This window comes from Polaromonas sp. P1_F1 (genome assembly GCF_056405795.1).
Genome location: NZ_JBFUBJ010000010.1, coordinates 99,737 through 111,609, shown reverse-complemented (window position 1 = coordinate 111,609; position 11,873 = coordinate 99,737). Strand labels below are relative to the sequence as shown.

Sequence of the window (11,873 nt, the reverse complement as noted above, 5' to 3'; positions counted from 1 at the left end):
CCCGTGAAAGCAGTAATTCTATTCAGTCTGGTGCTCTGGGCAGGGCACGGTACTGCTCAAGAAATTCAGCTAGGGGAAAGACTTGACAGTCGTGACGTTGAACAGCTCCGGGAACTTCGATTGGAACGGGCAAAAAGCCGTATCGCAGAGGTCAACTTGAATGACTCCACGAAAGAGCGATTGTTCAAGAGTTACGACCTCGATGTACTCGACGCARTTCTTAAGGATCAAAGCGGCCGTAGCGGCGTTGATCTGAATAACAAGGCAAACGCACGTTTAAACCTGCTCAAACTGGGCACCGCATTGAAAGATCAGATTCCCTCGGGAAGGATCAACGCAAGCGGAATAGATTCCAAGTTAATTCTGGAGCTGGCTCGCAAATCTTCAAACCCGGAGATCGCCTCTCGCATCCTGGATTCGAAGCTTCGCCTGGATAAAAATAACCGTATCGTGCTCGGACTCGGTGCGGTCTTTAGCACCAATCCCGAGGTGAACGCACCTGACAAATCCCAGCCTGGGAAAATCCCTGGGAATTACAAGGGACTCCAGCCGACGGTATGGAGGTCGGGTTTGCTTTACTCCGGCATGCTGGCGCTGACGCGTCCGGACAAAAACTACATGCTTTGCTCAGGGACGGTCATAGCGAAATACTGGTTTCTAACTGCAGCTCATTGCTTGCTAAACGAAGAGACGCGAGGTAAGTTTTCRCCGGCCGAGGTTGCGGTCTTCTTGCCATTTCAACAAGGTTCCGAAACGGTCAACGCGATGCGAGGACATCTGAATCTAAACATGAAAAAAGTTTTGGTCGAAGCAACCGAATGGCTCGGAGACGGTATTCCGGAAGCTTTCCCGAATACTGTTGACGCTCTTAACCAGATGATTCGAGAGGGAAAAGATATTGCACTTCTGAGGTTGAAGAAGTCGGATATGGACGCACTCCCCTCAAGTATTGAGAGCGTCAGAATACTCAGTGGTCTTCCCAAGTCTTCACAGGTCAGTGTAGTTGGCTATGGCGTTACCAACATTTATGACAACAGCGATCTCACATTAATGGTGGCAATTCGAAATAACCTACCTGAAGGCCTGGATGCCAACGCTGACCTGATCACTTTTGGCGCACCTGCAGGATCGACCGCAGGTGGTATTTGTGGGGGAGATTCCGGCGGAGGACTTTTCGCTGGGCGGGTGAATGGCATAAGTAGCAGTCCGCGACTGATTGGTGTAGTGAGTGCCCTGCTCCAATCTGCGGACACGAGCAGCGCGGACGCGTGCATCGCTTCCGCTCAAGGCCATGCATCCTTGCTAAGCTCACGAAATCATGGTTTTATCTGCGGCAGGCTTCCTGAAGCCTGCATTCAATAAACCCAACCTAAGTCTACTTGCCATGGCATTCAGTGACTTTTAAATCCTCTTACAGACCCATACAAGTGCAGAGTGTGGGCGTTCCCCACACTACTTGTGGTTTTCTCGCCCCCCGATGCCAATAGTCTGGGTGTGGTTCAAAAATCCTTACCCAATCACGTTGCGTACATTGACAGGAAGTTGCGGCGTTCTGTATCGGCTTGCAGCGCTGTGCGTGACCCGGTGGAGACCATCCGCTTGCGGGCGAACCGGTTGAGGGTGTGGAAGAAGGGCATGCTGTTGGCGGAGACAGCCGAAGTAGTGACAAAGTTGCGCATGAACGGAGACCGGGTGCGGGCGCGTTTTCACAGGCCTGAATCCAGCATCCGTAGATATTTCCCCTGTCTGCGGCGTGCTTTAACTATAAGATCAGCGCGATCACCAAAACAACAAGGTTGCAGCACAAGCCGCCTTCCGCCCGGGGACCAGAAGTGAAAACAGTGAAGAGCCTGACAGCACAAGCTTCGATCGTCAGGGGCCAATTTTCGCGGGTTCTGGTTCTTTGTGCCTTGGCCCTGCTGCCGGCGGCACGCGCATCCGCAGCGCAAAGCGCTGCGGATGCTTCTCGACACCCAGCCCTCTACCAGGTTGTGCAGGAACTTGATCAGGTTGCGCAACAACTACCCGGCTCCAGCAACCTGAAAAAAGCAGAGATACTGGAGGGCACTTTCAGGTTCGAGAGCGGCGTCAGTGCCGCCGACAGCGTCGCTCTGACCGGCAGGCTTGCACCGGATGCCAATCATTGGCTTGGCCCCTATACCCTCAAGCGCTTGCCCGGCGACGCGGACATGGAATTCAAGGCAGCTATCCGTCACGGCCTGCCCATCCCGGTTCCAACCCTGTCCTCACCTCGGCTGGGCGACACCTATATATTGCGCCTCCACGAATATGCAAGCCAGCAGAGCATCCGTTTCGATATCTTTAAAGCGGACCCGGTCGGCTCTCCGAACAGCGGCCTGTTTCGCTTCCATTTCAAGATCACCGCTCCTTACAAGGAAATGCTTGATTTTCTGGTCAACTCGCCTGTGCTCAGCGAAGCGCTGGTTGAGCGAATCAGTTTTGTAAAAAGCAACGCCGCATCCGTCACCGTGGAGGGCTGGGTCTATCTCGGCGACCTGGTGCTGGAGCAGGCGCAGGCCGTTGAATACCGCCAACAACTCGCCAAAGCAAGGCAAAGCGCCTTGGGCGCCAAGAACCCATTCACCGGCACAGACAGCGCCCAAGGCACGCGTGAACCGCTCGAGTCCGCATTGCTGGTGGACCTGGCCGTGGCGGGTGTTTTTGGCCAAGGAAGTGAGAAGTTTGCGCTGGTGATGCACAAAAAAACGCCTCCCCAACTCTACAGGGTGCGGGTCGGAAACTATCTCGGGCCCGAGCGCGGGAAGATCATCTCCATTACAGACAAGGAAATTGTGATCGTCGAGCAGGTTCAAGACGCGGAAGGCAAAAAAACCGAGCGTCGCTCCGCCCTCCCCGTCCCCGCTCTTGGCAAGCCGCCCTGGGCGCAATAGCAGCGGTCAGGTTCAATACGACAATCGGTCTTCATGGCCCCGCAAAACTCCGCGCAACGATTGACAACCGCGCGAACCGGCGGGCCCACCGTGCCTTGGCGCGACATGCTCCCGGCCGACCACGCCGGCGCCTACGCCATCCAGGACGCCACGCTCGCGGCCATTGGCCCCGTCGCCGGCTGGAAGGTAGGCGCCAAAGGCCCGCACGCCGAACCGCGTTGCGCTCCGCTTCCCGCATCAGGCATCCATGCGTCCGGCGTCACGCTCACAGGCCCCGCCTGGCGATGGCGCTGTGTCGAGCTTGAAGTCGCCTTCCGGCTTGGCCGCGACCTGGACCCCAAAGGCAGGCTGCTTGCACCCGCTGAACTGGCCGAAGCCTTTGACGCCGTGCAGCCGGCTATCGAGGTGGTGGAAAGCCGCTTGCTTGATGGCCAGACGGCCGACCCGCTGGCCCAGTTGGCCGACTTGCAATGCCACGGCGCCCTGGTGCTGGGCAGCCCGTCAGCTTTTGCGCCCGCTCGGCTGGACTTACGCACGGTAGAGGCATCACTAGACTTCGGCACAGCATCAGCAGCCCACACGCACGGCGGCAACCCGGCGCAAGACGTCTGGCGCCTGCTGTCGTGGCTTGCACGGCACTGCGCCCGGCGCGGCCAGCCGCTTCGCGCGGGCCAGATCGTGACCACCGGGTCCTGTACCGGCCTGCTGACCGCACCCCTGGACGAGACGGTGCGTGGTGAAATAGCGAGCGTCGGCGCGGTGGAGCTGCGTTTTGAACGCTAGGCGCAGGTAGCCAGTAACGCCAGTCAACCAGTAAGAGGTACCCCGTGAACTCATCCATTGCCCATGCCGAACTTATCGCCACTTTTAGAAGGACGGAAGCAGAGGCTGCCCACAAGTCCGGATTAATCAAGGCGGCTGCAGCCAAAGGCCCCAAGGCGATCCAGATGGCCGTCGAGACAGCAGACAAGGCAGCAAAACGCCGGGATGCGTACGCGAAAAAGCTCGCGGCGCTAGGGGTGGAGCTCAAGGTCTGAGCAATATCCGGCGCCCTCCCCGCGAAGGACAAGGGTTGGTTGCGGATAATCGGGATTTGGAGAGAAACCCGATGCAAACAGACGCACCAGAAGACGCACTGGACGAAGCACCCGACGACGAACCGGAGCCGATCGAGGAATACGTCCCCGGCGTCGCCAACGGCCGGCATTACATGGCCAGGCTGTGCCACCTCCCTGACGGTCCCTGGTACATCGATGTCGTACACGTTGAATCGCTGCCGCCCCTGCACGACAGCGACAGGACCTGGCCCACGCGTGCTGAAGCCGTTGAGGCGGCAGACAAGCTGGTTTCCAATCTGGCGCATTGACGGAAGACCCGGCGCCCCTCCTGGCGCGCAAACGTAACGGCGCGTTAGTGCCCTTGTAGCCCGGGCAAGCACCTCCATTTGAAACTCAGCAGCCCGCCGGGCCTGCATCTGCACCCAAGGAGCTTTCATGTTCAAACGTCTGACCCTGCTTTGGGTTGTGATACGCGGCGATGCCCGGCGGCTGTGGACTGCCCTGCGCCATCCCGAAGCGCCCGTTTGGCTGAAATGGGGTACAGCAGCGATTGCGCTCTACCTGTTCTCCCCCATTGATTTCATCCCCGACTTCCTGCCGGTCATCGGAATTGCTGACGATCTCGTGCTGGTTCCGCTGGCGATCCGGTGGCTGCTCAACCGCCTGCCGCCCGGGATCGCCGATCCGGCGCCGAAGCGTTCGGCCTGAGCACTGGCGATGCTGTAATGGGCATCCCAAGCCAGTTCGCCATTTCAGCTCGCCCTTTCTATTGATGCCCACACGCCCCGTTTCACTGAACATTCCGCTCCCTTCGGGCGGCACCACCTCCGGCCTGCTGCAAAAACCTGCCAGCGCCAAGGCGTGCTATGTGTTCGCCCACGGCGCAGGCGCAGGCATGAACCACGCCTTTATGGAGGCGATTGCTCAGGGCCTCGTGGAACGCGGCATCGCCAGCTTGCGCTTCAATTTTCTGTTCATGGAACAAGGCTCGAAACGATCGGACTCTCCCACCGTTGCCCATGCGGCGATCCGGGCGGCAGTTGCTGAAGCGGCGCGGCAAATGCCTGATGTGCTGCTGTTTGCCGGTGGCAGGTCCTACGGTGGTCGCATGAGCACGCAGGCGCAGGCGGCTGAGCCATTGCCCGGACTGAAGGGCCTTGTGCTGGTGGGCTTTCCATTGCACCCAGCCGGCAAGCCTTCAACCGAACGCGCCGCGCACCTGGACGGCGTGAAGTTACCGATGCTTTTTCTGCAAGGCACGCGCGACGGCCTCGCTGATCTGGACTTGATCACCCAGACCACGGCAAGCCTGGGCAAAAGGGCAAGCCTGCACATCGTGGATGGCGCCGACCACGCCTTCCATGTGCTGGTGCGTTCAGGCCGCACCGATGCGCAGGTGCGCGAGGAATTGCTGGACACCATGGCCACGTGGATGACGAAGCACCCGCGTGCAGCGTGATCATCAGCGCCCTGATGTACCGGGAGAGCCGCTTTGCGCTCTGTATGGTGTGTGAGGCAAGACAAATACCCGCTTAAACCTGACCGCCGCTAGGCATGGCTGCTGACAGGCGATGCGCCTTATGCCCCCCCAGACTGGCCTGACTACGAAAGCCCGTCATGCCGTTCGATACCCCTTCCTCTCTTCGCCCTGTAACCCCACAGCTTTCCCGGCTCTCCCGTCGCACCCTCGTCACTGCCTTGTGCCTCACCGGGCTGGGCCTGGCCGGCAACGGCGCATGGGCGGCCAAGCCCAAAAACACGGCGGCGGGCAACCAGCCCCTTGACACAGAAGCCTTCAACAACGCCACCGACAGTCCCTTGCTGCGCAGTGGCAGCAAAGGCGCAGCGGTAGCGCGCGCACAGATCATGCTGGACCGGGCCTGGTTCTCCTGCGGGGAGATCGATGGGCGCTTTGCCACCAACATGCAGCGCATGGTCAAGGCCTACCAGATCGCGCACGACCTCAAACCCACGGGCACCGTCACTGCGGAAACCTGGGCTTCGTTGCGCAAGGACGGTGCTCCGCTTCTGACAAGCTATACCGTGACAGAGAAGGACGCAGCCGGCCCGTTTGAAAAGACGCCTGTGGCGATGGACGAGCGCGCGAAGATGAAAGCGCTGGTGTATGAATCGGTGGAAGAAGCGCTGGCGGAAAAATTCCACACCAGCACCGGCTACCTCAAGCAGCTCAACGGCGGCATCAACATCGAGGCCGGCAAGCAAATCACCGTGCCATATATCGCGGTCAGCGCCATGCCGGTCAACGCGGTTTCCATCGAAATCGACAAGTCCGAGCGTGTGCTCTACGTGCTGGACACCGCCAAGCGGTTGGTGGCGGGTTTTCCCATCAGCATAGGCAATGAAAAGAACGACCCGCTGCCGCTGGGCATGATGGCCATCAAGAACGAGGTCAAAAATCCCGGCTTCACCTACAACCCTGCGCTGCTGAAAAACGCACCCAAGGATGCGCAAAAGGTCGACATCGCAGCCGGTCCCAACAACCCCGTCGGCACCATCTGGCTGGGCCTGACCAAACCGCACTGGGGCATTCACGGCACACCCAACCCTTCCAATGTGGGCCATTCCGAAACCAATGGCTGCATTCACATGACCAACTGGGACGCAGAGCGCCTCTCGACCCTGGCGAAAGCCGGCTTCAAAGTGAGTGTCAAGGCTTGATGGCATCCACACCCGCCCGCCTCAAGAGAACGGCGTTTGCCATCTGCGCGTTGCTGGCCGTGGCGGCAGGCGTGATGCTGGGCACGCGCAAGGAAGAGGCAGTTACACAAGTCATACAGCCCGCTACACCGCCAGCCCGCCAGGCGCTGGTGCCCGCCGTGCCGGCAAGAGAGGCCGACAAGCCACCGCTTGTGGTTCAGACCATAGAGGCAGCCGCGCCCTCACCTGCCCTGCCGCCCCCACCCGCATCTGTCGCCGATGACACGGACATTTCGCAGTTACGGCTACGCGTCCTGACACTTCCGGTGCAAGGCGTCATGCCCGCCCAGCTCAGCGACACCTACACCCAGGCGCGCGCAGCAGGAGCCCCGCATGAAGCCATAGACATCATGAGCCCACGCGGCACGCCAGTGCTCGCCGTCGAGGACGGCAAAGTGGCCAAGCTGTTCCTGAGCAAGCCAGGCGGCATCACGATTTACCAGTTCGACCCGGCCAGCCAGTACGCGTACTACTACGCACACCTGGACCGCTATGCCGAAGGCCTCAGCGAAGGCGCCAGCCTGCGCAAAGGCCAGGTCATCGGCTATGTCGGCAGCACCGGGAATGCATCTCCCGACGCACCGCACCTGCACTTCGCGATCTTCAAACTGGGGCCGGAGCGCCAGTGGTGGCGCGGCGCACCGCTGAATCCTTATCTTGTCTGGCGCGACGCCAGGCCGTAAACAACCCGGCCGATGACGTGCCGGCTCATGCTGACGCGCTATGCACTTGCCAGCCTGGCAAGCGCCTTCACCCCTGCCTTCCTGAACAGTCGCGCACCTAACCGCAAACCGCCGCAGGGCAGGCGGCTCCTTCACGACCTCAACGACCACGCAAGACCTGAACAACAGATGGTTGTTGTTATCGAGGCCGAGTGCATCACGCTTTCGCGGGTATAAATCCTGCATTGCCACCTATTTCTGCCGATAGTTGGCTTGAATATAAGATCGGCGCGATCACCAAAAACAAGCTTGCTGCGCAAGCCGCCTTTCATCGGAGGGAGACCGATACGTGAAAACAGCAAATACCCACGCAAAAGAGCGTGGCCCTGAAAACCAGAGGGTGGGTTCTGGTTTTTTGTGCCCTGGCCTTGCCGCCGTCGAGAAACAGGCTCACTCGTACCGCCCGGCAGCCCGGGCAGCGATACAGCCATGACACGAACCCTGCGCGCCATTCTCTGCAGCATGCTTCTGCTCCAGAACGGGGCTTTTGCGGCCAATGCCTCGTCCGTGCCGACTCCCTTCACCACTGCGTTGTACGGAACACCGGTAGGCAGCAATGCCGCGCAGGCCTACTTCCTCGTGAATGTCTTGCGCAGTGCCGAAGCGCCCAAGGCGGACTTTGAAGCCTTGCGCAACGAACTGCTGTATGGCTATGTGGCGCAGGTCACCGGCGCGGCGCCACCACCGGCCCTGGCTGTACCCGAGCCCAAGACCAGTGCCTGGAAGTCATTCCTGCGCCGATTGCCGGGCGGTACGAAAGCACCGGCAGACGATGTGGCCGTGGCCATCGCGCGCGGCCGGCAGCGCGACGACGTGATGGGCCCCGCTTTCCGCGCTACCTGGCAGGCGGCCTTCAACCAGGCACTAGCCCTGCGCTGGGAATCCGGCGCCGCGCGCGCGCCGCTCTTCACGCTGGATATGCGCGACATGCAGCCCATCGCGCCCGGCATCTGGGCTGCGCCTTCTGCCGAAGGCCAGGTACGCCTGATGCTGTCGCTGCGCCTGGCCAACACCAGCTCCGTGCCGCTGCCGCTCTACCGCCCCGACATCATCTTGCAAGGCACGCTGCGCTTTACCTGCGACTGGGACCGGGTGCGAGCACCACAAAGCGTCATGCGCGCCAATGAAGTCACCTTGTTGCAGCCCGGCGCCCAGTCCGAACCCCTGGCGTGCGAGGCCCCCCCGGTGGCCGGGTACTGGCGCGAGCAATTGGCTGCGCTGCAGGCGGCCAACGGCAAGGCAGGCCTGCAGACCGTGCTGGTACCGCATGACCTCGACAGTGCCCAGCGCCTGTACCACACAGAACTGGCATTCGCGAATGCATCGCCATTAAGAGTCAGCTGGAGCCAGCGCCAGCTGAAGGCCCGGCACGAGCCGTACCGCCAGTGGTCTCCCGCCAAAAATGCACTGGACCCACCCGAGTCGGGCAGCCTGACGGCTGCGCCGCATCACGGATGGGCGGCAACTGTCTCACTGCTGACGACCTTCCTCGGCGCCACCGTGTTGGCGCTCGGCCTGTTTGCCGGCGGCCGCACGGCGCGCAGCGCGGGCGTGCCGGAGGGCGTGGTTGCCGTGGTGACGGTGCTGGTGGTGGGCGGTGCGTGGATTCTGGCCACCATGAAAATGGGCAGCGGCGGCACGGGTTACGACCATCCCCTGTATCTCGGAATTGCCTTGGGGGCGGGCTTCGTCGGGCCGGTGGTACTGGGAGTGGTGGCCCTGCATGCCCTGCACAAGGTGCTGGACGACGAGGAGATGCAATGGTGGCAAGCCGTAGCCACCGGCTGGCGCCTCGCGCTGAACGTCACCGCGAAAACAAGCCGGGCCGAGTTCTGGGGATTCCTGGCGCATTGCGCCTGGTTATGGGCGCTGGCGCGCGTTTGCCTTATGCCGCTGGACCGCTGGATAGGTCTCGCCTTGCTGGTCCCGGTGGTGACGCTGACGGCCCGCCGCATGCTCAGCATGACGAGTCAGGAATGGCTCGAGATGGGGGTGATCTTGGTGTGCCTGCTACTGCTTGTGCTGATGTGAGGTGCTGCGAGGTGGTGGCGAAGTCGCGGCCGCCAAAAACAACGTTCCTGACTTGATCTCTCAGGCTGTCACCAGTTTGACGGGTACAGCCGACTCTTTCTCCTGAACGACCGCATATTCCACAGCCAGCCGCAGCATCGTGGGTGTGACGTAGTGGCGATGCACATAGTCAATGGCCGCCATGTAAAAGCGGCCAAAGGCATTCTTGCAATGAACCCGCGTACCCAGCATCACATCCACATGATGCTTGTCGACGATTTCCACGCTGACACAGGACCTGAACAGCAGATGTTTGTCATTGGCGCCCAGAATGACCTGCGCCTTGGTATCGGCTGTATTAACGCTTTGGTCAAGCACCGGGTAACGGTTGGCGAACAGGTTGCTGGTGTCCGGTGACAACAGCGAAGACACAGGGCAGCCCAATGGCGATGTACGCAGGCCCAGGGGCTTAACCAGAACATTGCGCAGCGCCATCAGATTGGACACACCGCTGGGCGCATTGAGCAGAAAGCCCTCCAGGACTGCGGCGAGCAGATTTCTGGCGCTGCTGTGCCCGAAGTTGGTACCGGTCACGCGCAGGCGAAAAGTGTCTTCATGATGGACGCGCAGTTCGGTCAGTTGCTGAAGCAACAGCGAATCCACTGGCGGGCTGCTGAGCTCCTTGACGCTTCGGGCGGATCCGCCATGTGACAGAAAGCCCGACGCCCCTTTCCACGAACCCCACAAGCCTCGCATCACGCCTGCGCCGCTGCGCACAGTGTTGCATACCACCCGGTGGAACGTCCCGGGCGGAGCATCCAGCGACAAGGTCGTGGTCGGCACGGTATCAGCTTTGAAGTCCTTGGCCTGAAGCAACGCCTTCACCTCGTCCGGCAGCAACTCCGTCAATGATGGGATGCTCGCCTTATTGGTCAGCACCTCCTGTTTCAATGACTCCGACAAATTCCCGCCCAGTTCATTCGTATGGCAAGACAACGCAAAGAACACAGGGTGCAAGGAATTACGCGAGAGCGGAGAAAACTGGTGCCAGGTTTCACCACCAAAACGCACGGTGAACATGCAGTCAGGCGGTATGTTCACAAAACGCAGGGCGCGGATGAAGTTCTGCGGGTCTTCCTGGATTTGTTGTTCCGACGCGCTGGAAAAGCGCAACTGGGCTCCACCGCTGCCCGATACCGCCGTAAATATGCGGTGCCCCGCATGGCGGTGAAACGGATGGCCTTTAGGCCCCACGACAAATGAATACAGCGACGTTGCGTCACCTTTGGGAAAGTTGGTCCCACCCAGTTTAGCTGATGGCTCATCCAACTCATCGACAAATGCGCTGTGCTGGCGCTGCCTGGATGCCACGCTGGCAAATAAATGGTTGCCTGCACCATGACCGATCTGGGCGATCAAAGACACCTCGACGGCCAAACCGCCCGATTCGGATGGAATGCGAACCGACGGAAACGTTTCAATCACCTGTGTGAGATTCAGCATGGGTCCCTCTCTCCTTGTTACCTGGCTTTTGGTGTTTTGGCCGCAACGCGTTCCCGTTTCAGGGGCCGCGCGACCGGGCATAGTTCGAATGCATAACCCGTGAGGCTGTTGACGAGGCTGTCACCGTTGAGCTTGTAGAGCACAAACTGGCCGCTGCGCTCGCTGGTCACCAAGCCGGCGTTTTCAAGCACCGACAGGTGGCGAGAAACGGCCGGCGTGCTCATGGCAAAGCGCTCGGCCAGCTCAGTGGTGCTGAGTTCTTTCTCGGTGAGGTACGCCAGAATTTGGCGCCTGGGCCTCGAGGCGAGCGCTTCAAATATTTTGTCAAGGGATGCAGGCATTGATGTATTAACTTATTTGTTAATAACTTTATTCAAGATGGTCCGTGCTGTCAAGCGGCTTCTGGCCTGAGGCCGGCGCTTTTCTTTGCCCCATCGATCCGCTAAGCTTTGCTTCGTCCCCACTTCAGGTACCAAGGCCACCCCATGACAAGCTACTGGCTCATGAAATCCGAACCCGAAGAATGCTCGGTCGAAGACGCGCTCGCGGCGAAGGACTCAACAGTCCCCTGGGTCGGCGTTCGCAACTACCAGGCGCGCAACTTCATGCGTGACGGAATGCAAGTCGGCGATGGCGTGCTGTTCTACCACTCAAGCTGCGCCGAGCCGGGCATTGTCGGCATCGGCCGGGTGGCATCTACGGCCTACCCTGACCCTACGCAGTTTGATGCGAAGTCGCCCTACTACGACCCCAAGTCAAAACCTGAAGAACCGCGATGGATGCTGGTGGATGTGCAGGTATTGCGCAAGATACCCAACATCACCCTGCCCGTCCTGCGTGCACGGCCAGAACTGGCAGACCTGCAGGTGCTGCGCAAGGGCAACCGCCTTTCCATCACGCCCGTCGAGCCGCAGCACTGGAAAGCCATCACCAGCAAAAAGTGAGAAACC

General features: G+C 60.3%; 14 protein-coding genes. 12 read left to right on the top strand and 2 right to left on the bottom strand.

Features of this window, described 5'->3' with window-relative positions:
* Positions 1 to 3 precede the first annotated feature (3 nt).
* From AC1DZE_RS21485 to AC1DZE_RS21435, 11 genes are all read left to right on the top strand, one after another.
* Positions 4 to 1,362, top strand: coding sequence for a trypsin-like serine protease (locus AC1DZE_RS21485; protein WP_477700521.1), 1,359 nt, complete (start codon positions 4 to 6; stop codon positions 1,360 to 1,362).
* Between the two features lie 470 nt (positions 1,363 to 1,832).
* Positions 1,833 to 2,912: a pilus assembly protein PilP gene (locus tag AC1DZE_RS21480; protein WP_477700520.1), complete on the top strand. Its 1,080-nt coding sequence runs from the start codon at positions 1,833 to 1,835 to the stop codon at positions 2,910 to 2,912.
* A 33-nt stretch (positions 2,913 to 2,945) separates the two neighbouring features.
* On the top strand, positions 2,946 to 3,695 hold the full coding sequence (locus tag AC1DZE_RS21475) for a 2-keto-4-pentenoate hydratase (protein ID WP_477673533.1): 750 nt from the start codon (positions 2,946 to 2,948) through the stop codon (positions 3,693 to 3,695).
* A gap of 44 nt (positions 3,696 to 3,739) precedes the next feature.
* Entirely contained in the window at positions 3,740 to 3,949 is a 210-nt protein-coding gene (locus AC1DZE_RS21470) for a hypothetical protein (protein WP_477673534.1), read from the top strand.
* 71 nt (positions 3,950 to 4,020) lie between these two features.
* The gene (locus tag AC1DZE_RS21465) at positions 4,021 to 4,278 is read left to right on the top strand and encodes a hypothetical protein (protein ID WP_477673535.1); all 258 of its coding nucleotides are present in this window, start codon (positions 4,021 to 4,023) and stop codon (positions 4,276 to 4,278) included.
* A gap of 127 nt (positions 4,279 to 4,405) precedes the next feature.
* On the top strand, positions 4,406 to 4,678 hold the full coding sequence (locus AC1DZE_RS21460) for a YkvA family protein (RefSeq protein ID WP_477669462.1): 273 nt from the start codon (positions 4,406 to 4,408) through the stop codon (positions 4,676 to 4,678).
* Between the two features lie 64 nt (positions 4,679 to 4,742).
* Positions 4,743 to 5,429, top strand: coding sequence for an alpha/beta hydrolase family protein (locus AC1DZE_RS21455; protein WP_477673536.1), 687 nt, complete (start codon positions 4,743 to 4,745; stop codon positions 5,427 to 5,429).
* A gap of 158 nt (positions 5,430 to 5,587) precedes the next feature.
* Positions 5,588 to 6,649 (top strand): L,D-transpeptidase family protein, encoded by a 1,062-nt coding sequence (locus AC1DZE_RS21450; protein WP_477673537.1) that lies wholly within the window; start codon positions 5,588 to 5,590, stop codon positions 6,647 to 6,649.
* A complete protein-coding gene (locus AC1DZE_RS21445) occupies positions 6,649 to 7,371 on the top strand; it encodes a M23 family metallopeptidase (RefSeq protein ID WP_477669459.1) in 723 nt (240 codons plus the stop codon). The genes AC1DZE_RS21450 and AC1DZE_RS21445 overlap by 1 nt, the downstream gene beginning before the upstream one ends.
* 27 nt (positions 7,372 to 7,398) lie before the next feature.
* On the top strand, positions 7,399 to 7,587 hold the full coding sequence (locus tag AC1DZE_RS21440) for a hypothetical protein (RefSeq protein ID WP_477669458.1): 189 nt from the start codon (positions 7,399 to 7,401) through the stop codon (positions 7,585 to 7,587).
* Positions 7,588 to 7,839: 252 nt separating this feature from the next.
* Positions 7,840 to 9,441: a hypothetical protein gene (locus tag AC1DZE_RS21435; RefSeq protein ID WP_477700519.1), complete on the top strand. Its 1,602-nt coding sequence runs from the start codon at positions 7,840 to 7,842 to the stop codon at positions 9,439 to 9,441.
* A gap of 60 nt (positions 9,442 to 9,501) precedes the next feature.
* Here AC1DZE_RS21435 and AC1DZE_RS21430 read toward each other — a convergent pair whose 3' ends face one another.
* Together AC1DZE_RS21430 and AC1DZE_RS21425 are read right to left on the bottom strand one after the other, a co-directional pair.
* Positions 9,502 to 10,923: a DUF2867 domain-containing protein gene (locus AC1DZE_RS21430; protein ID WP_477673566.1), complete on the bottom strand. Its 1,422-nt coding sequence runs from the start codon at positions 10,921 to 10,923 to the stop codon at positions 9,502 to 9,504.
* Between the two features lie 17 nt (positions 10,924 to 10,940).
* The gene (locus AC1DZE_RS21425) at positions 10,941 to 11,264 is read right to left on the bottom strand and encodes a metalloregulator ArsR/SmtB family transcription factor (RefSeq protein WP_477700518.1); all 324 of its coding nucleotides are present in this window, start codon (positions 11,262 to 11,264) and stop codon (positions 10,941 to 10,943) included.
* A 144-nt stretch (positions 11,265 to 11,408) separates the two neighbouring features.
* Here AC1DZE_RS21425 and AC1DZE_RS21420 point away from each other — a divergent pair, with 144 nt between their 5' ends.
* Entirely contained in the window at positions 11,409 to 11,867 is a 459-nt protein-coding gene (locus AC1DZE_RS21420; protein WP_477673786.1) for an EVE domain-containing protein, read from the top strand.
* Positions 11,868 to 11,873: the final 6 nt, after the last annotated feature.

What these genes read in the sequence shown, in the direction of transcription:
- AC1DZE_RS21475 (WP_477673533.1), top strand. Translation starts at nt 2,946, where the DNA reads ATGGCCCCGCAAAACTCCGCGCAACGATTGACAACCGCGCGAACCGGC.
- AC1DZE_RS21465 (WP_477673535.1), top strand. Translation starts at nt 4,021, where the DNA reads ATGCAAACAGACGCACCAGAAGACGCACTGGACGAAGCACCCGACGAC.
- AC1DZE_RS21460 (WP_477669462.1), top strand. Translation starts at nt 4,406, where the DNA reads ATGTTCAAACGTCTGACCCTGCTTTGGGTTGTGATACGCGGCGATGCC.
- AC1DZE_RS21455 (WP_477673536.1), top strand. Translation starts at nt 4,743, where the DNA reads ATGCCCACACGCCCCGTTTCACTGAACATTCCGCTCCCTTCGGGCGGC.
- AC1DZE_RS21450 (WP_477673537.1), top strand. Translation starts at nt 5,588, where the DNA reads ATGCCGTTCGATACCCCTTCCTCTCTTCGCCCTGTAACCCCACAGCTT.
- AC1DZE_RS21445 (WP_477669459.1), top strand. Translation starts at nt 6,649, where the DNA reads ATGGCATCCACACCCGCCCGCCTCAAGAGAACGGCGTTTGCCATCTGC.
- AC1DZE_RS21440 (WP_477669458.1), top strand. Translation starts at nt 7,399, where the DNA reads ATGCTGACGCGCTATGCACTTGCCAGCCTGGCAAGCGCCTTCACCCCT.
- AC1DZE_RS21435 (WP_477700519.1), top strand. Translation starts at nt 7,840, where the DNA reads ATGACACGAACCCTGCGCGCCATTCTCTGCAGCATGCTTCTGCTCCAG.
- AC1DZE_RS21430 (WP_477673566.1), bottom strand. Translation starts at nt 10,923, where the DNA reads ATGCTGAATCTCACACAGGTGATTGAAACGTTTCCGTCGGTTCGCATT.
- AC1DZE_RS21425 (WP_477700518.1), bottom strand. Translation starts at nt 11,264, where the DNA reads ATGCCTGCATCCCTTGACAAAATATTTGAAGCGCTCGCCTCGAGGCCC.
- AC1DZE_RS21420 (WP_477673786.1), top strand. Translation starts at nt 11,409, where the DNA reads ATGACAAGCTACTGGCTCATGAAATCCGAACCCGAAGAATGCTCGGTC.